This window comes from Streptomyces sp. NBC_00012 (assembly GCF_045040875.1).
In the GTDB taxonomy this organism is placed as follows: domain Bacteria; phylum Actinomycetota; class Actinomycetes; order Streptomycetales; family Streptomycetaceae; genus Streptomyces.
Genome location: NZ_CP108309.1, coordinates 2,409,039 through 2,428,541 on the forward strand (window position 1 = coordinate 2,409,039; position 19,503 = coordinate 2,428,541).

Genomic DNA, 19,503 nt, shown 5'->3' on the forward strand with positions numbered 1-19,503 from the left:
TGAAACGTACCAGGCCGTACGCAGCCGGGGTGCAAGCTCCAACGGTTGTCCCGCATCACTCTGTTGAGAAGGCCACACTTGTCCGGTCACAGGTCGGTTCCTGGTCGCTCCCGTTCCGAAGTCGCCCCTCGTGTACCCGGCACGCAGACCGAGCGTCTAGCCTGGCAGGCGAATCGAAGCGGCGAGAAACGGGCACAGGACTCGGGGAAGCGACGAGACACCACATGGGGAGTTCTGTGATCACCGCGCGTGCGGCCGCCACCTTCGACCCGGTCGGGCGCTCCGTCGCGACCGCCCGCGCCTTCGTCCGCGACACCCTCCAGGGATGGGGCTACACGGACGTCGTCGACGACGCGGTCGTCCTCACCAGCGAGCTGGTGACCAACGCCGTGGTCCACGCGGGCACCGCCGCCGACGTACTGTGCCTGCGCACGGAGGACGGCGTCCGGATCGAGGTCTCCGACCACTATCCGGAACGCGAGATCCCGCTCCAGAGCTCGGGCCCGGACTTCGGCAGCCCGGACCGCGAGAACGGCCGCGGACTGCTGCTCTGCGCGGCACTCGCCACACGGTGGGGCGTCGAGTACTCACCCACCCGCAAGCATGTCTGGTTCCAGCTCGATCTCCCCGAGCGCCCGGTGGGCATCCGCTCGGCGGGACCGCTGCTCCCCGTGGGGCTGCTCCCCGTCACCGACGAGCGTGTCAGGGTGGCGGTCGTCCAGATCGACAGCACCGGCTCCATCGCGGCCTGGAACGAGGACGCCTCGTTCCTCTTCGGCCACAACACCGATCAGGTCACCGGGAAGCAGCTCACCGACTTCACCGCCTGGCCCCAGACCCCCGGCACCAACACGGGCATCGTCGACGCCCTCCAGCTCTCGCGCTGGGAGGGCAGTTACGGCATCCGCGGCGCCGACGGCCGGACCATCCCCGTCTACGCCTCGCACCTGAGGGTCCGCGACACCCACGGGGAGCCCTCGACCGTCTGTCTGCTCGTCCGCGACTACGAACGCGCGGTGCTCCAGTCACCGGCCCGCACACCGGTGTCCGACGCCAACGCCGAGAGCGGCAAGACCGACCCGTTCGAGATCTTCATCGGCTCCCCCGCCCCCGACGACCTCGACGGCCTGCTCCAGCGCACGGTCGAACGGGCCCGCGACATGCTCGACGCCGACGCGGCCTTCCTCCTGCTGGCGACGGACGACGAAACGGAACTGGAGGTACGGGCCACCACCGGTCTGCCCTCCGCCCGCCAGCGTTTCGCCCGGGTCCCGGTGGAGGCCGGAACCGGACGGTACGGATCAGCCCGGATGCCCGCAGTCCACGAGGACCTCGACATCGTCCCGGGCGCCGTCCCGCTGCTGGGCGGCACCGGAATGCGTTCCGTCGTCACCGTCCCGCTGAAGGTCGAAGGGCGGCTCACCGGCTCGCTGGGTGTCGCCGCCGAAGCGGCCGGCCGCTACTCGAACGAGGAGGCCCTGCGCCTTCAGTTCGCCGCGGACCGGATCGCGCTCGCGGTCGAATCTGCCCGCCTGGGCGAGCTGGAACGCCTCCGTCGCGGTTCCCTCTCCTTCCTCGTCGAGGCCTCCGACCTGCTCGCCGGCACCCTCGACCGGGACCAGACCCTGGCGCTGATGGCCCAGATGACGGTCCCGACCCTGGCCACCTGGTGCGCCGTGTACACGATCGCCGACCAGTCGTCCGAGCCGTACCTCTCCTATGTGCTGCACGAGGACGAGGAGCGCATCGACGGCCTCAAGGCCCTGCTCTCCAAGATCGCACCGCCGGACCCGGTACCTACCCCTGGCGCACGGGTCTGGGCCGCCCCGTCCGAGGCCGCCCGCCAGGCCGCCCTGCGCAGTTCGATGCGGACCCTCGGCCTCGGTGAGACCGGCCGGCTCGGCGAACCGGGCAGGCTCGGCCCCGGCATCCGCACGACGCTCGCCACCGCAGCCGCCGTGGGCGGCGAGACGGTGGTCCTGCCACTTGTGGCCCGTAACCGCGTCATCGGCATGCTCACGCTCGGGAAGCCCTCCGACGACCACTTCCGCCAGGAGATCCTGGAACTGGCCGAGGACCTCTCCCGCCGCGCCGCCCTGGCCCTCGACAACGCGCGCCTCTACTCGGAGCGCATGGCGATCAGCCAGTCCTTGCAGCGCAGCCTGCTGCCGCCCGGACTCCCCGAGGTCCCCAATGTCGAGATCGAGGTCATCTACCGCGCGGCTGGCGAGGGCAACGAGGTCGGCGGCGATTTCTACGACGTCTTCCCGATCCGCGACGGCGCCTACGGCTTCGCCATCGGCGACGTATGCGGTACGGGCCCCGAGGCCGCGGCCGTCACGGGCCTCGCCCGCCACGCCCTGCGCCTCCTCGCCCGCGAGGGCTTCGGCGGCCCCGCCGTCCTGGAGCGCCTCAACGCCGCCATCCTGGACGAGGGCGCCCGCAGCCGCTTCCTCACCCTCCTGTACGGCGAGCTGTGGCCCCAGGAGGACGGCAGTGCACTCCTCAAGGTGGTCTGCGCGGGGCACCCGCTGCCGCTGCGCCTGCGTCAGGACGGTTCGGTCGAAGCAGCGGCAGAGCCACAGCCTCTGCTGGGCGTCATCGAGGACCTCGAACTGTACGAGCAGACGGTCACCCTAGCCCCGGGCGATGTCCTGCTGTGCGTCACCGACGGCGTCACGGAACGCCGCGAGGGCACCAGGATGCTCGGCGACGACGGTCTGGCGGACGTCCTGGCGACCTGCACCGGCCTCACCGCGGGTGCGGTGGCGGCTCGCATCCTGCGGGCAGTGGAACGCTTCGCCGCCGAGCCGGCCTCGGACGACATGGCCATCCTCGCCATGCGCGTCCCGGAACCGCCCACCGCCTGAGGGCTGTCCCGTAGTCCACCGACGCCCTGCGCCCTGTGGCTGAATGCCTGCCATTCTCATGGCCATGGACGACTGGTATCCGCAAGCGGCCGGTGGGGCACGGTTCGACTGGGGCCCCACGGGCGCGGAACGGCTCTCGTCGGCGGTCGCGTGTCTGGTGGTGATCGACGTGCTGTCATTCACCACCTCGGTGACGGTGGCCGTGGAATCCGGTACCCGGGTCTTCCCGTATGCCTGGCGTGACGCGTCGGCATCGGTCTTCGCCGACCGGATGGACGCGCAACTGGCCGTGGGACGGCGCATGGCCACATCGGCATCCCCTTGGTCGTTGTCGCCGGCGGCGCTGAGAGAGGCGCCCTTCACCCCGCGTCTGGCCCTGCCTTCCCCCAACGGCTCGGCGATCTCTGCCGCGGCCGGTGGGTCGGTGGTCGTTGCGGGCTGTCTGCGCAATGCGACGGCGGTGGGCCGCTGGCTCGCCCTCAACGGGTACGGGACGCTCGCCCGTCCCGTTGCCGTGATCGCCTCGGGCGAGCGATGGCCGGACGGCAGCCTGCGCCCCGCGTTGGAGGACCTCCTGGGTGCGGGAGCCGGTCTCGCGGCGCTCAGGAAGCAGCGTGGCGGGCCTCTGTCGCCCGAGGCGGCCACAGCTGCCGCGTGCTTCGAGGCAACGCCGGATGTCATTGCCGCGGTATCCGCCGGCGCATCCGGTCAGGAGCTCATCTCAGGCGGCTTCCCCGACGACGTAGGCATCGCAACGGAGTTGAACGTCTCCGATGTCGTACCGGTCCTCACCGACGGGGCGTTCACGGCAGCCGGATAACTTCCGTACAAACAGGAAAGGCCTCCGCCAGCTGGCGGAGGCCTTTCCTGTTCTTCGGAGCCCCAATGCGGAATCGAACCGCAGACCTTCTCCTTACCATGGAGACGCTCTACCGACTGAGCTATTGGGGCGCGCTGCGCTGTGCAACGAGATAAAGCATACCCTGAACTCGGGGATGCTCAAAACCACTGGTCGCAGCCGACTCTGACGGGCTCTCACTGCATCCCGTACCGCCCCCGCCCGTGACGATGGCGGGACCTGACCGAACAGCCCGGCAGTCCGCGCGTACGGTCATCGGACAGGCCACGAAACGCAGAAAAGCCCCGTGTCCACAAGGACACGGGGCTTTCCCGTAAAAGGAGTTCGGCGGCGTCCTACTCTCCCACAGGGTCCCCCCTGCAGTACCATCGGCGCTGAAAGGCTTAGCTTCCGGGTTCGGAATGTAACCGGGCGTTTCCCTAACGCAATGACCACCGAAACACTATGAAATAAACAACACCGGAACAACACGGCCGTTCGTTATTTCAGAACTAACACAGTGGACGCGAGCAACTGAGGACAAGCCCTCGGCCTATTAGTACCAGTCAGCTCCACCCGTTACCGGGCTTCCACATCTGGCCTATCAACCCAGTCGTCTACTGGGAGCCTTAACCAATCAAGTTGGTGGGAATACTCATCTCGAAGCAGGCTTCCCGCTTAGATGCTTTCAGCGGTTATCCTTTCCGAACGTAGCCAACCAGCCATGCCCTTGGCAGAACAACTGGCACACCAGAGGTTCGTCCGTCCCGGTCCTCTCGTACTAGGGACAGCCCTTCTCAATATTCCTACGCGCACAGCGGATAGGGACCGAACTGTCTCACGACGTTCTAAACCCAGCTCGCGTACCGCTTTAATGGGCGAACAGCCCAACCCTTGGGACCGACTCCAGCCCCAGGATGCGACGAGCCGACATCGAGGTGCCAAACCATCCCGTCGATATGGACTCTTGGGGAAGATCAGCCTGTTATCCCCGGGGTACCTTTTATCCGTTGAGCGACAGCGCTTCCACAAGCCACTGCCGGATCACTAGTCCCGACTTTCGTCCCTGCTCGACCCGTCGGTCTCACAGTCAAGCTCCCTTGTGCACTTACACTCAACACCTGATTGCCAACCAGGCTGAGGGAACCTTTGGGCGCCTCCGTTACTCTTTAGGAGGCAACCGCCCCAGTTAAACTACCCATCAGACACTGTCCCTGATCCGGATCACGGACCCAGGTTAGACATCCAGCACGACCAGAGTGGTATTTCAACGGCGACTCCACAACCACTGGCGTGGCTGCTTCAAAGTCTCCCACCTATCCTACACAAGCCGAACCGAACACCAATATCAAACTGTAGTAAAGGTCCCGGGGTCTTTCCGTCCTGCTGCGCGAAACGAGCATCTTTACTCGTAGTGCAATTTCACCGGGCCTATGGTTGAGACAGTCGAGAAGTCGTTACGCCATTCGTGCAGGTCGGAACTTACCCGACAAGGAATTTCGCTACCTTAGGATGGTTATAGTTACCACCGCCGTTTACTGGCGCTTAAGTTCTCAGCTTCGCCGACCCGAAAGTCAGCTAACCGGTCCCCTTAACGTTCCAGCACCGGGCAGGCGTCAGTCCGTATACATCGCCTTACGGCTTCGCACGGACCTGTGTTTTTAGTAAACAGTCGCTTCTCGCTGGTCTCTGCGGCCACCCCCAGCTCATGGAGTAAATCCAATCACCAGTGATGGCCCCCCTTCTCCCGAAGTTACGGGGGCATTTTGCCGAGTTCCTTAACCATAGTTCACCCGAACGCCTCGGTATTCTCTACCTGACCACCTGAGTCGGTTTAGGGTACGGGCCGCCATGAAACTCGCTAGAGGCTTTTCTCGACAGCATAGGATCATCCACTTCACCACAATCGGCTCGGCATCAGGTCTCAGACTATATGCACGACGGATTTGCCTACCGTGCGTCCTACACCCTTACCCCGGGACAACCACCGCCCGGGCTGGACTACCTTCCTGCGTCACCCCATCGCTTACCTACTACCACCTTGGTTCATCGGCTCCACCACTACCCTCAACTCCGAAGAGATCGGGCCGGCTTCACGGACTTAGCATTAATGGGCTCAGTACTGGGCGTTTCAAAGCGGGTACCGGAATATCAACCGGTTGTCCATCGACTACGCCTGTCGGCCTCGCCTTAGGTCCCGACTTACCCTGGGCAGATCAGCTTGACCCAGGAACCCTTAGTCAATCGGCGCACACGTTTCTCACGTGTGTATCGCTACTCATGCCTGCATTCTCACTCGTGAACCGTCCACAACTCGCTTCCGCGGCTGCTTCACCCGGCACACGACGCTCCCCTACCCATCCGTACTCCCGTTGGGGATTAATGTACGAATGACACGACTTCGGCGGTACGCTTGAGCCCCGCTACATTGTCGGCGCGGAATCACTTGACCAGTGAGCTATTACGCACTCTTTCAAGGGTGGCTGCTTCTAAGCCAACCTCCTGGTTGTCTCTGCGACTCCACATCCTTTCCCACTTAGCGTACGCTTAGGGGCCTTAGTCGATGCTCTGGGCTGTTTCCCTCTCGACCATGGAGCTTATCCCCCACAGTCTCACTGCCGTGCTCTCACTTACCGGCATTCGGAGTTTGGCTAAGGTCAGTAACCCGGTAGGGCCCATCGCCTATCCAGTGCTCTACCTCCGGCAAGAAACACACGACGCTGCACCTAAATGCATTTCGGGGAGAACCAGCTATCACGGAGTTTGATTGGCCTTTCACCCCTAACCACAGGTCATCCCCCAGGTTTTCAACCCTGGTGGGTTCGGTCCTCCACGAAGTCTTACCTCCGCTTCAACCTGCCCATGGCTAGATCACTCCGCTTCGGGTCTTGAGCGTGCTACTGAAACGCCCTATTCGGACTCGCTTTCGCTACGGCTTCCCCACACGGGTTAACCTCGCAACACACCGCAAACTCGCAGGCTCATTCTTCAAAAGGCACGCAGTCACGACTGCATGTGCAAGCACATACAGCGACGCTCCCACGGCTTGTAGGCACACGGTTTCAGGTACTATTTCACTCCGCTCCCGCGGTACTTTTCACCATTCCCTCACGGTACTATCCGCTATCGGTCACCAGGGAATATTTAGGCTTAGCGGGTGGTCCCGCCAGATTCACACGGGATTTCTCGGGCCCCGTGCTACTTGGGTGTCTCTCAAACGAGCCGTCAATGTTTCAGCTACGGGGGTCTTACCCTCTACGCCGGACCTTTCGCATGTCCTTCGCCTACATCAACGGTTTCTGACTCGTCCCACGGCCGGCAGACCGCAGAAGAGAGATCCCACAACCCCGCATGCGCAACCCCTGCCGGGTATCACACGCATACGGTTTGGCCTCATCCAGTTTCGCTCGCCACTACTCCCGGAATCACGGTTGTTTTCTCTTCCTGAGGGTACTGAGATGTTTCACTTCCCCTCGTTCCCTCCACACTGCCTATGTGTTCAGCAGCGGGTGACAGCCCATGACGACTGCCGGGTTTCCCCATTCGGACACCCCCGGATCAAAGCTCGGTTGACAGCTCCCCGGGGCCTATCGTGGCCTCCCACGTCCTTCATCGGTTCCTGGTGCCAAGGCATCCACCGTGCGCCCTTAAAAACTTGGCCACAGATGCTCGCGTCCACTGTGCAGTTCTCAAACAACGACCAGCCACCCATCACCCCGCTCCGAAGAACAGGTTCACTGGGGCCGGCAACTGAAGGCGACCATACGGCCGTACCCTCAGATACCCAACAACGTGCCCGACTCGACCTGCCGTCCCCCACGTTCCACGCCGAAGCAGTACTAGTGAAAAACAACCTGTCGTGCCGAATAGTCAACGTTCCACCCATGAGCAACCACCGTCGAACATTTGCCGACGTAGTGGCCTCTGACCAGGCAAGCCCGGTAAGAAGTGCTCCTTAGAAAGGAGGTGATCCAGCCGCACCTTCCGGTACGGCTACCTTGTTACGACTTCGTCCCAATCGCCAGTCCCACCTTCGACAGCTCCCTCCCACAAGGGGTTGGGCCACCGGCTTCGGGTGTTACCGACTTTCGTGACGTGACGGGCGGTGTGTACAAGGCCCGGGAACGTATTCACCGCAGCAATGCTGATCTGCGATTACTAGCAACTCCGACTTCATGGGGTCGAGTTGCAGACCCCAATCCGAACTGAGACCGGCTTTTTGAGATTCGCTCCGCCTCGCGGCATCGCAGCTCATTGTACCGGCCATTGTAGCACGTGTGCAGCCCAAGACATAAGGGGCATGATGACTTGACGTCGTCCCCACCTTCCTCCGAGTTGACCCCGGCAGTCTCCTGTGAGTCCCCATCACCCCGAAGGGCATGCTGGCAACACAGAACAAGGGTTGCGCTCGTTGCGGGACTTAACCCAACATCTCACGACACGAGCTGACGACAGCCATGCACCACCTGTACACCGACCACAAGGGGGGCACCATCTCTGATGCTTTCCGGTGTATGTCAAGCCTTGGTAAGGTTCTTCGCGTTGCGTCGAATTAAGCCACATGCTCCGCTGCTTGTGCGGGCCCCCGTCAATTCCTTTGAGTTTTAGCCTTGCGGCCGTACTCCCCAGGCGGGGAACTTAATGCGTTAGCTGCGGCACCGACGACGTGGAATGTCGCCAACACCTAGTTCCCAACGTTTACGGCGTGGACTACCAGGGTATCTAATCCTGTTCGCTCCCCACGCTTTCGCTCCTCAGCGTCAGTAATGGCCCAGAGATCCGCCTTCGCCACCGGTGTTCCTCCTGATATCTGCGCATTTCACCGCTACACCAGGAATTCCGATCTCCCCTACCACACTCTAGCCTGCCCGTATCGAATGCAGACCCGGGGTTAAGCCCCGGGCTTTCACATCCGACGTGACAAGCCGCCTACGAGCTCTTTACGCCCAATAATTCCGGACAACGCTTGCGCCCTACGTATTACCGCGGCTGCTGGCACGTAGTTAGCCGGCGCTTCTTCTGCAGGTACCGTCACTCTCGCTTCTTCCCTGCTGAAAGAGGTTTACAACCCGAAGGCCGTCATCCCTCACGCGGCGTCGCTGCATCAGGCTTTCGCCCATTGTGCAATATTCCCCACTGCTGCCTCCCGTAGGAGTCTGGGCCGTGTCTCAGTCCCAGTGTGGCCGGTCGCCCTCTCAGGCCGGCTACCCGTCGTCGCCTTGGTAGGCCATCACCCCACCAACAAGCTGATAGGCCGCGGGCTCATCCTTCACCGCCGGAGCTTTCAACCCCGTCCCATGCGGGACAGAGTGTTATCCGGTATTAGACCCCGTTTCCAGGGCTTGTCCCAGAGTGAAGGGCAGATTGCCCACGTGTTACTCACCCGTTCGCCACTAATCCACCCCGAAGGGCTTCATCGTTCGACTTGCATGTGTTAAGCACGCCGCCAGCGTTCGTCCTGAGCCAGGATCAAACTCTCCGTGAATGTTTTCCCGTGATCGGGACAACACAACACGAGAGCGGAACGACCGGACGGAATAAGACCGGTCGTTCACAGCGTCCTCGCTGTGTAATTGCCTACCGGGTCAGTGACCCCGTAGGACTTTCAAAGGAACCACCAACCTGCCGAAGCAGGCCGGGGTATCAACATATCTGGCGTTGACTTTTGGCACGCTGTTGAGTTCTCAAGGAACGGACGCTTCCTTTGTACTCACCCTCTCGGGCTTTCCTCCGGGCTTTTCCCTTCGGTCTTGCGTTTCCGACTCTATCAGACTCTTTCGTGTCCGATTCCCGGTCGAAGCGGGCCCTGCTCTCGCTTTCCAGTTCTTCGCTTTCGCGCTTCCCTTTCCGGCGGCTCCAACCTTACCAGACTCTTTTTCGTTCCGTTTCCGGTCCGAATTTGAATTCCGGTGACCTTTGGAATGGCCTTGCCTTTCGGCGGATCCGACTTTATCAGAAGTTCTGAGTCGGAATTCCCGCCCCGTCCTGGACGCTCAGCGCACACGAGTGTGCGCGGTGCTTCCCGGTCAGGCGGAGCCGTAAACGTACTGGAGCGGGGCGCCCCGATGCAAATCGGGGGCCCCGCTCCGGAGTTCGTGCCTGTCCGCGTCAGACCTCGACGACGACCGGAAGGATCATCGGGCGGCGACGGTAGGTGTCGGAGACCCACTTGCCCACCGTGCGGCGGACGAGCTGCTGGACCTGGTGCGGCTCCAGCACGCCGTCCTGGGCGGACCTGTTGATGGCTTCCTCGATCTTCGGCACGACCGCGCTGAACGCCGAGTCGTCGATGCCGGAACCGCGGGCGTGGATGTCCGGTCCGCCCGTGATCTTGCCGGAGGAGCTGTCGACCACGATGAAGACGGAGATGATGCCCTCTTCACCGAGGATCCGCCGGTCCTTGAGCGAGGTCTCGGTGACATCGCCGACCGAGAGACCGTCGACGTAGACGTAACCCGCCTGGACCTTGCCGACGATCTTGGCCCGGCCGTCGACGAGGTCGACGACGACGCCGTCCTCGGCGATGACGATGTGGTCCTTGGGCACGCCGGTGAGCGCGCCCAGTTCGGCGTTGGCCCTCAGATGGCGCCATTCGCCGTGGACCGGCATCAGGTTCTTCGGCTTGCAGATGTTGTAGAAGTACAGCAGCTCGCCGGCCGAGGCGTGGCCCGAGACGTGGACCTTCGCGTTGCCCTTGTGGACGACGTTGGCGCCCCAGCGGGTCAGGCCGTTGATCACGCGGTAGACCGCGTTCTCGTTGCCGGGGATCAGGGACGACGCCAGGATCACCGTGTCGCCCGGGACGATCCGGATCTGGTGGTCGCGGTTGGCCATCCGGGACAGCGCCGCCATCGGCTCGCCCTGGGAGCCCGTGCAGACCAGCACGACCTCGTCGTCCGGCAGGTCGTCGAGGGTCTTGACGTCGACGACCAGGCCCGCGGGGACCTTCAAGTAGCCGAGGTCACGGGCGATACCCATGTTGCGGACCATCGAGCGGCCGACGAAGGCGACCCTGCGGCCGTACTCGTGTGCCGCGTCGAGGATCTGCTGGATGCGGTGCACGTGGCTGGCGAAGCTCGCCACGATGATGCGCTTCTGGGCGTTGGCGAAGACCGTGCGCAGGACGTTGGAGATGTCCCGCTCGGGCGGCACGAAGCCCGGGACCTCTGCGTTCGTCGAGTCGGAGAGGAGGAGGTCGATGCCTTCCTCGCTCAGCCGGGCGAAGGCGTGCAGGTCGGTGAGCCGGCCGTCCAGCGGGAGCTGGTCCATCTTGAAGTCGCCGGTCGCGACGGCCATGCCCGCGGGGGTGCGGATGGCAACCGCGAGGGCGTCCGGGATGGAGTGGTTGACCGCGATGAACTCGCAGTCGAACACGCCGATGCGCTCGCGCTGGCCCTCCGCCACTTCGAGGGTGTACGGACGGATGCGGTGCTCCTGGAGCTTCGCCTCGATCAGCGCGAGGGTCAGCTTGGAGCCGATGAGGGGGATGTCCGGCTTCAGACGCAGCAGATACGGGACACCACCGATGTGGTCCTCGTGGCCGTGCGTGAGGACGATGCCCTCAATGTCGTCGAGACGGTCCCGGATCGTGGTGAAGTCCGGCAGGATCAGGTCGATTCCGGGCTGCTCTTCCTCGGGGAAGAGAACTCCGCAGTCGACGATGAGCAGGCGGCCGCCGTACTCGAAGACCGTCATGTTGCGGCCGATTTCGCCGAGACCTCCGAGCGGGGTGACCCGGAGGCCGCCCTTCGGGAGCTTCGGCGGGGTGCCGAGTTCGGGATGCGGATGACTCAAAAGACTCTCCTTACCACGCACGCCACGTACCGCTTGGGCACGTGGCGCGCATGTCATTCGTGCACTTGCTGTTGTCTGTTTTTCGCTCTTGCGAGTGTTCTTCGCGTATTCAGTTGTGAAGTCTGTGGTTACAGCTCTACCCCGCCGGCGGCGAGATCGATCTTGAGCTGAGCCGTTTCCTGCTCGGTGAGCTCCACCAGCGGGAGGCGCAGCGGGCCTGCGGGGAGGCCTTGGAGAGCCAGGGCGGCCTTGGTGGTGATCACACCCTGAGTACGGAACATTCCGGTGAAGACCGGCAGGAGCTTCTGGTGGATCTCCGTGGCCTTCTGGACGTCGCCGCCGATGTGGGCCTCGATGAGGGCGCGAAGGTCGGGGGTGACGACGTGGCCGACGACGGAGACGAATCCGATGGCGCCGACCGAGAGCAGCGGCAGGTTGAGCATGTCGTCGCCGGAGTACCAGGCGAGGCCGGAGCGGGCGATGGCCCAGCTCGCGCGGCCGAGGTCACCCTTTGCGTCCTTGTTGGCGACGATGCGCGGGTGCTCGGCGAGCCTCACCAGCGTCTCCGTGTCGATCGGCACACCGCTGCGGCCGGGGATGTCGTAGAGCATCACCGGCAGTCCTGTGGCGTCGGCGATCGCCGTGAAGTGGCGGAAGAGGCCTTCCTGCGGCGGCTTGTTGTAGTACGGCGTCACAGCGAGGAGGCCGTGGGCACCGGAGCGTTCGGCCGTACGGGCGAGTTCGATGCTGTGCCGGGTGTCGTTGGTGCCGATGCCGGCGACGACATGGGCCCGGTCTCCCACGGCTTCCAGTACCGCCCTTACGAGCTGGTCTTTCTCCGCGTCGCTGGTGGTCGGGGACTCGCCGGTGGTGCCGTTGACGACCAGGCCGTCGTTGCCTGCGTCCACCAGATGGGCGGCGAGCCGCTGGGCACCGTCGAGGTCGAGTGCGCCGTCCGCCGTGAAGGGCGTGACCATAGCGGTGAGGACCCGCCCGAAGGGGGTCTGCGGAGTGGAGATCGGAGCCATGGGTAACACGCTACTCGCTGCTCAGGGCCCAATGCCCCCTCGGGGGGACAAGCGATAGGAGCCCGGCACTGCCTGCTCGGGGGTTCAGGCAGTGCCGGGTCCGTTTGATCAGCCTAGATGAACTTCACGAAAGGCCGCAATATGGACACCGCCTACGGGGCTACGCGTCCGTTTTTGTTGAAGGCTGCATGGGTGAGCGGCATGAGGCGGGCCCAGTGCTCCTCCATCTGCTGGCCGACCATCTCGATCTCGCGCTGCGGGAAGGACGGCACCTTCGCCAGCTCGTGCTGGGTGCGCAGGCCGAGAAAGTGCATCAGCGAGCGGGCGTTGCACGTGGCGTACATCGAGGAGAAGAGGCCGACGGGGAGCACGGCGCGGGCGACCTCCCGGGCCACTCCCGCGGCGAGCATCTCCTGGTACGCCTCGTACGCCTGGCGGTAGGAGTCCTCCATGACGCGGCCGGTGAGCTCCTGTTGGGCCTGGGTGCCCTCGACGAACTCGTACTTGCCGGGGCGGCCCTGCTGGACGAGCTTGCGGGAGGCGTCCGGGACGTAGAAGACCGGCTCCAGCTCCCGGTAGCGGCCCGATTCCTCGTTGTACGACCAGCCGACGCGGTGGCGCATGAACTCGCGGAACACGAAGATCGGGGCGCTGATGAAGAAGGTCATCGAGTTGTGCTCGAACGGGCTGCCGTGGCGGTCACGCATCAGGTAGTTGATGAGTCCCTTGGAGCGCTCGGGGTCCTTGGTGACCTCCTCCAGGGACTGCTCGCCAGCCGTGGAGACGCGGGCCGCGAACAGGACGTCGGAGTCGCCCGCGGCGTGTTTCACCAGCTCAACGGTGACATCGCTGCGGAAGCTGGGCTTTGCGGGCTCGGGGGTCTCGGTCACCGGCGGGGTCCTTCCAGTTGCGTCGCTCGGGCGGCGCCCACTCTACGGGCCACCACTGACAACCGGGCCGGAAGGGCCGTCCAGGGATTTCTTCGACGAATTCGGCGATTCGGGGCACCGATCGGGCCCGCCGAGCGTCTGACTCAATAGCAGCATCCGTAACAGAGTTCAAGGAGACCTTCCTCATGTTCCGCCGGCGTGAATCCGTCCCGTTCTCGTTCGTGGCCGAGAGCGACCGATTCCGCAGCAACGTCACTCCCCCGCCCCGGGAGCGCGCCACCGTCTCCCAGCTGGCCGGCCGTTCCCTCGTCGGACTGACCGTGGTCGCCGGCCTCGTCGGGTCACTGATCCTCGGCCTGCCCGCGCTCAGCCCCGCCCAGAGCCCCTCCCACGCCGAGCAGACCGAGGCCGGCCAGGGGCACTGACACGTACGGGCCCCCTGGGGTGGTCGGGTCGGCGGCCTCCTCGGTAGCCTCACCGGGCACAGCAATCGAGCGTGTTTGTGAGTGAGGATCAGTCGTGCCCCTGCCCTTCCTGACGGCCGACCGTGTGTTTGACGCCAGCGCCGAGGACATCGCGCTGCCGTTCGACGACCACGACAGCTGGCGGCGCCCGTACCGCCCCGGCCCCTGGCGGGTCGCGGCGGCGGCCTTCCTGCTGCTGCTCGCGTCCTTCGTCCTGCTCGCGGGAATGATCATCGCGTTCGCCGGGGAGGTGCCGGGCTCGGCCGTATGTCTGGGGCTCGCCCTCGTGATCATCGTCTGCGCGCTGCGGCTGCTGCGGGTCGGTACCTGGGTCAGCCGGCACGGCGTGCGCCGGGTGGGCTTCTTCACCAGCTTCACCGTGCCGTGGAACCGGGTCACCGCCATCCGTACGGTGCAGCAGCCGGTGAAGTGGCTCGGGTTCCCGCGCACGGTCCAGGGGCAGGCGCTGATCCTCGTACGCCAGGGGGGCCAGCCGGTTCCGCCGCTGCTCACCGACAGCAACGCCGACTTCCTGACCCGGAGCGAGGCGTTCGACCGCGCCGCCGACACGGTGGAGGCGTGGGGGGACGAGTACCGGCAGGTCTGAGGCCCCGGACAGTTCGGCGGGACGCCCGCCCGGCCCCTTCAGGGGGTGCTGGGCCGGGCGTCCTTCATGTGCAGGGCGATGGCGCGCTGCATGGCCTTGCGGGCCCGCGGGGTGTCCCTGGCGTCCTGGTAGGCGACGGCGAGGCGGAACCAGCAGCGCCAGTCGTCCGGGGTGTCCTCGGTCTCCTCGCGGCGGCGGGCGAACACGGCGTCGGCCGAGTCACGGTCGATCCGGCCGGACGGGGTGCGGACCAGTTCGTCGACCGGCAGGCCGCCCTCCGCGTCGAGCTCGGCGGCCAGTGCGTTCGCCCGCGAGACGAACTGAGTGTTCTTCCAGAGGAACCAGATGCCGATCACCGGCAGGATCAGCACCGCGACCCCGAAGGTGACCGTCAGCAGCGTGCCGTGCCGGATGAGCAGCACGCCACGGCTGCCGACCAGTGCGAAGTAGAAGACCAGGACGGCGGCGGTGACGAAGTATGTGATCTTTGCGCGCATGGCAGGGCTCAGTCAGTTCAGGTCGAGGAAGTGTTCCAGGCCGAACGTGAGGCCGGGAGTGGTCACCACGCGGCGTACGCCGAGCAGGATGCCCGGCATGAAGCTGCTGTGGTGCAGGGAGTCGTGGCGGATGGTGAGCGTCTCTCCCTCGCCGCCGAGCAGCACTTCCTGGTGCGCGAGGAGGCCGCGGAGCCGGATCGCGTGGACGGGGACCCCGTCGACGTCCGCGCCGCGGGCACCGTTCAGCGCCGTGGCGGTGGCGTCCGGCTGCGGGGCGCAGCCGGCCTTCCGGCGGGCGTCGGCGATCAGCTGGGCGGTGCGGGTGGCGGTGCCCGAGGGGGCGTCGGCCTTGTTGGGGTGGTGCAGTTCGACGACCTCGACGGACTCGAAGTAGCGGGCGGCCTGCTCCGCGAACTTCATCGTGAGGACGGCGCCGATGGAGAAGTTCGGCGCGATGAGCACACCGGTCTCCGGGGAGCCGGAGAGCCAGGTGTTCAGCTGCGCGAGCCGTTCGTCGGACCAGCCCGTCGTACCGACGACGGCGTGGATGCCGTGCCGGACACAGAAGTCGAGGTTGTCCATCACCGACGCGGGGGTGGTGAGCTCGACGACGACCTGGGCGCCGGATTCCGTGAGGGTCTCCAGCTTGTCGCCACGGCCCAGCGCGGCCACCAGCTCCATGTCGTCGGCGGCCTCGACGGCTCGTACCGCCTCGGATCCGATCCGGCCCTTGGCGCCGAGAACGGCCACGCGCAGCTTGCTCATTGCTCTGGTTCCTTAACGGTGGGGTTAGGAGACCGCTTCTTCGAGGCGGTCGGCCTGCTTGTCCTTGAGCGGGCCGATGACGGAGAGGGAGGGGCGGTGTCCTAGGACCTCGTCCGCGACCTCGCGCACGTCGTCGGGGGTGACCTGTGCCATCCGGGCCAGCATGTCGTCGACCGACATCTGGTCGCCCCAGCACAGTTCGCTCTTGCCGATGCGGTTCATCAGCGCGCCGGTGTCCTCCAAGCCGAGGACCGTGGAGCCGGAGAGCTGCCCGATGGCGCGGCCGATCTCCTCGTCGGTCAGTCCTTCGGACGCCACCCGGTCGAGTTCGTCCCGGCAGATCTTGAGGACGTCGTGGACCTGGCTGGGCCGGCAGCCCGCGTACACCCCGAAGAGTCCGCAGTCGGCGAAGCCCGAGGTGTACGAGTACACGCTGTAGGCGAGGCCGCGCTTCTCGCGTACCTCCTGGAAGAGGCGTGAGCTCATGCCGCCGCCGAGGGCCGCGTTGAGGACGCCCAGTGCCCAGCGGCGGTCGTCGTTGCGGGCCAGGCCGGGTACGCCGAGGACGACATGGGCCTGCTCGGTCTTGCGGTTCAGCAGCTCGACCCGGCCCGCGGTGCGCAGGGTGCGGGCGCCCTCGCGCGGGGCGACCGGGACGGCGTCGGTGCGGGACAGGGCGCCCGCCCGCTCGAAGGCCTTGCGGACCTGGCGTACGACCGTGGCGTGGTCGATGTTGCCCGCGGCGGCGACGACCAGGTGCGTGGGGTCGTAGTGCTTCTTGTAGAAGCGGGCGATCCGGCCGCGGTCGAGCGCGTTGATGGTGTCGACGGTACCGAGGACCGGGCGGCCGAGGGGGGTGTCGCCGAGCATGGTGTGCGCGAACAGGTCGTGCACGCAGTCGCCCGGGTCGTCCTCGGTCATCGCGATCTCTTCGAGGATCACGCCCCGTTCGGCGTCGACGTCCTCGGCGGTGATCAGCGAGCCGGTCAGCATGTCGCAGACGATGTCGATGGCCAGCGGCAGATCGGTGTCGAGGACCCGTGCGTAGTAGCAGGTGTACTCCTTCGCCGTGAAGGCGTTCATCTCGCCGCCGACCGCGTCGATCGCGGCGGAGATGTCCAGGGCGCTGCGCTTGGCGGTGCCCTTGAAGAGGAGGTGCTCGAGGTAGTGCGTCGCGCCGTTCAGCGTGGGGGTCTCGTCGCGTGATCCGACGTTGGCCCAGATGCCGAAGGTGGCGGAGCGTACGGAGGGCAGGGTCTCGGTGACTACCCGCAGACCGCCGGGCAGGACGGTGCGGCGGACCGTACCGATGCCATCGGTGCCCTTGAGAAGCGTTTGGGTACGGGCGACGGCCCGCGCCTTCGAGGAGGCGCGGGCCGTCGTCACGGAACTACGGGACGTCACTTGGCAGCGTCGTCCTTCTTCTCGTCCTCTTCACCCTCGACGACCGGGATCAGGGAGAGCTTGCCGCGGGAGTCGATCTCGGCGATCTCGACCTGGACCTTGGCACCGACACCGAGCACGTCCTCGACGTTCTCCACGCGCTTGCCACCGGCGAGCTTGCGGATCTGCGAGATGTGCAGCAGGCCGTCCTTGCCCGGCATGAGGGAGACGAAGGCACCGAAGGTGGTGGTCTTGACGACCGTACCCAGGTAGCGCTCGCCGACCTCCGGCATGGTCGGGTTGGCGATCGAGTTGATCGTGGCGCGGGCGGCCTCGGCGGCCGGTCCGTCGGCGGCACCGATGTAGATGGTGCCGTCGTCCTCGATCGTGATGTCGGCGCCGGTGTCCTCCTGGATCTGGTTGATCATCTTGCCCTTGGGGCCGATGACCTCACCGATCTTGTCCACCGGGATCTTGACGGTGATGATCCGCGGGGCGTTCGGGGACATCTCGTCCGGGACGTCGATGGCCTCGTTCATCACGTCGAGGATGTGGAGGCGGGCGTCGCGGGCCTGCTTCAGCGCGGCGGCCAGGACCGAGGCGGGGATGCCGTCGAGCTTGGTGTCGAGCTGGAGCGCGGTGACGAACTGCTTCGTACCGGCGACCTTGAAGTCCATGTCACCGAAGGCGTCCTCCGCACCGAGGATGTCGGTGAGGGCGACGTAGTGGGTCTTGCCGTCGATCTCCTGGGAGATCAGGCCCATGGCGATACCGGCGACGGCGGCCTTGAGCGGCACACCGGCGTTCAGCAGCGACATGGTGGAGGCGCAGACCGAGCCCATGGACGTCGAGCCGTTGGAGCCCAGCGCCTCGGAGACCTGGCGGATCGCGTAGGGGAACTCCTCGCGCGTCGGCAGCACCGGCACGATGGCGCGCTCGGCGAGGGCGCCGTGGCCGATCTCGCGGCGCTTGGGCGAGCCCACGCGGCCGGTCTCACCGACGGAGTACGGCGGGAAGTTGTAGTTGTGCATGTAGCGCTTGCGGGTCACCGGGGAGAGGGTGTCCAGCTGCTGCTCCATGCGGAGCATGTTGAGGGTGGTGACGCCCAGGATCTGGGTCTCGCCACGCTCGAACAGCGCCGAGCCGTGTACCCGCGGGATGGCCTCGACCTCGGCGGCGAGCGTACGGATGTCCGTGACGCCACGGCCGTCGATGCGGACCTTGTCCTTGATGACGCGCTCGCGGACCAGCTTCTTGGTCAGCGCGCGGTACGCGGCCGAGATCTCCTTCTCGCGGCCCTCGAAGGCCGGGAGGAGCTTCTCGGCGGCGATCTCCTTGACGCGGTCCAGCTCGGCCTCGCGGTCCTGCTTACCGGCGATGGTGAGCGCCTGGGCCAGCTCGGACGTCACGGCGGCGGCGAGCGCCTCGAAGACGTCGTCCTGGTAGTCCAGGAAGACCGGGAAGTCGCCGGTGGGCTTGGCGGCCTTGGCGGCGAGGTCCGACTGGGCCTTGCAGAGGACCTTGATGAAGGGCTTCGCGGCCTCGAGACCGGCGGCGACGACCTCCTCGGTGGGGGCCTCGGCGCCGTCCTTGACGAGCTGGATGGTCTTCTCGGTGGCCTCGGCCTCGACCATCATGATCGCGACGTCGCCGTCCTCCAGGACGCGACCGGCGACGACCATGTCGAAGACGGCGTCCTCGAGCTCGGTGTGCGTCGGGAAGGCGACCCACTGGCCCTTGATCAGGGCGACACGGGTGCCGCCGACCGGGCCGGAGAAGGGCAGGCCGGCCAGCTGCGTGGAGCAGGAGGCGGCGTTGATCGCGACCACGTCGTACAGGTGGTCGGGGTTGAGCGCCATGATCGTCTCGACGATCTGGATCTCGTTGCGCAGGCCCTTCTTGAAGGAGGGGCGGAGCGGGCGGTCGATCAGGCGGCAGGTGAGGATCGCGTCCTCGGAGGGCCGGCCCTCACGACGGAAGAAGGAGCCGGGGATCTTGCCAGCGGCGTACTGCCGCTCCTCGACGTCCACCGTGAGGGGGAAGAAGTCGAGCTGGTCCTTGGGCTTCTTGGAAGCGGTGGTGGCCGACAGCACCATGGTGTCGTCGTCCAGGTACGCCACGGCGGAGCCGGCGGCCTGCTTGGCCAGGCGGCCCGTCTCGAAGCGGATGGTGCGGGTGCCGAAGGTTCCGTTGTCGATAACGGCCTCGGCGTAGTGGGTCTCGTTCTCCACTAGCGTTTTCTCCGATACATATCGTCTTCTCGCCCCCACGCCCGTGTGGCGGGGGACGTAGCGGAGAAGCCCTCCATCGGCGGGCCGGTCTTCGATCGAAGCACCCGGGTCGATGAGTCCGGGGGCCACTACCGAG

At 65.6% G+C, this 19,503-nt stretch carries 11 protein-coding genes, 1 tRNA gene and 3 rRNA genes; 4 read left to right on the forward strand and 11 right to left on the reverse strand.

Annotation, left to right across the window (positions count from 1 at the left end):
• Positions 1-224: 224 nt before the first annotated feature.
• Entirely contained in the window at positions 225-2,870 is a 2,646-nt protein-coding gene (locus OHA19_RS11070) for a SpoIIE family protein phosphatase (protein ID WP_405716935.1), read from the forward strand.
• A gap of 43 nt (positions 2,871-2,913) precedes the next feature.
• A complete protein-coding gene (locus tag OHA19_RS11075) occupies positions 2,914-3,690 on the forward strand; it encodes a 2-phosphosulfolactate phosphatase (RefSeq protein ID WP_405750085.1) in 777 nt (258 codons plus the stop codon).
• A 58-nt stretch (positions 3,691-3,748) separates the two neighbouring features.
• On the opposite strand, the gene OHA19_RS11080 is transcribed toward OHA19_RS11075, so the two are convergent.
• From OHA19_RS11080 to thyX, 7 genes are all read right to left on the reverse strand, one after another.
• A tRNA-Thr gene (locus tag OHA19_RS11080) sits at positions 3,749-3,821 on the reverse strand.
• 230 nt (positions 3,822-4,051) lie between these two features.
• Positions 4,052-4,168, reverse strand: a 5S ribosomal RNA gene (gene rrf, locus OHA19_RS11085).
• Between the two features lie 76 nt (positions 4,169-4,244).
• Positions 4,245-7,369, reverse strand: a 23S ribosomal RNA gene (locus OHA19_RS11090).
• A gap of 298 nt (positions 7,370-7,667) precedes the next feature.
• Positions 7,668-9,193 (reverse strand): 16S ribosomal RNA (locus OHA19_RS11095).
• Together the 16S, 23S and 5S rRNA genes with 1 tRNA gene alongside form the textbook arrangement of a ribosomal RNA operon.
• Before the next feature lie 623 nt (positions 9,194-9,816).
• Positions 9,817-11,502, reverse strand: coding sequence for a ribonuclease J (locus tag OHA19_RS11100; RefSeq protein ID WP_358947333.1), 1,686 nt, complete (start codon positions 11,500-11,502; stop codon positions 9,817-9,819).
• 128 nt (positions 11,503-11,630) lie between these two features.
• The gene (gene dapA, locus OHA19_RS11105; RefSeq protein ID WP_405716934.1) at positions 11,631-12,530 is read right to left on the reverse strand and encodes a 4-hydroxy-tetrahydrodipicolinate synthase; all 900 of its coding nucleotides are present in this window, start codon (positions 12,528-12,530) and stop codon (positions 11,631-11,633) included.
• Between the two features lie 152 nt (positions 12,531-12,682).
• Positions 12,683-13,420, reverse strand: a complete 738-nt coding sequence (gene thyX, locus OHA19_RS11110; protein WP_124716049.1) for an FAD-dependent thymidylate synthase — start codon at positions 13,418-13,420, stop codon at positions 12,683-12,685.
• 185 nt (positions 13,421-13,605) lie between these two features.
• Between thyX and OHA19_RS11115 the strand changes: the two genes are divergently transcribed.
• Positions 13,606-13,845, forward strand: coding sequence for a hypothetical protein (locus OHA19_RS11115; RefSeq protein WP_405716933.1), 240 nt, complete (start codon positions 13,606-13,608; stop codon positions 13,843-13,845).
• Positions 13,846-13,939: 94 nt separating this feature from the next.
• On the forward strand, positions 13,940-14,491 hold the full coding sequence (locus OHA19_RS11120; protein WP_405750088.1) for a hypothetical protein: 552 nt from the start codon (positions 13,940-13,942) through the stop codon (positions 14,489-14,491).
• Positions 14,492-14,529: 38 nt separating this feature from the next.
• Here the strand turns inward: OHA19_RS11120 and OHA19_RS11125 are convergent, their stop codons facing one another.
• Genes OHA19_RS11125 through OHA19_RS11140 form a run of 4 tightly spaced genes read right to left on the reverse strand, consistent with a single transcriptional unit; the run spans position 14,530 to position 19,367 of the window.
• Positions 14,530-14,988, reverse strand: coding sequence for a tetratricopeptide repeat protein (locus tag OHA19_RS11125; protein WP_362010970.1), 459 nt, complete (start codon positions 14,986-14,988; stop codon positions 14,530-14,532).
• A gap of 12 nt (positions 14,989-15,000) precedes the next feature.
• Entirely contained in the window at positions 15,001-15,753 is a 753-nt protein-coding gene (gene dapB / locus OHA19_RS11130; protein ID WP_405716931.1) for a 4-hydroxy-tetrahydrodipicolinate reductase, read from the reverse strand.
• Between the two features lie 24 nt (positions 15,754-15,777).
• A complete protein-coding gene (locus OHA19_RS11135) occupies positions 15,778-17,157 on the reverse strand; it encodes a M16 family metallopeptidase (RefSeq protein ID WP_405716930.1) in 1,380 nt (459 codons plus the stop codon).
• Positions 17,154-19,367 (reverse strand): polyribonucleotide nucleotidyltransferase, encoded by a 2,214-nt coding sequence (locus OHA19_RS11140; RefSeq protein ID WP_093548427.1) that lies wholly within the window; start codon positions 19,365-19,367, stop codon positions 17,154-17,156. Before OHA19_RS11140 ends, OHA19_RS11135 begins: the two co-directional genes overlap by 4 nt.
• Between the last annotated feature and the right edge of the window lie 136 nt (positions 19,368-19,503).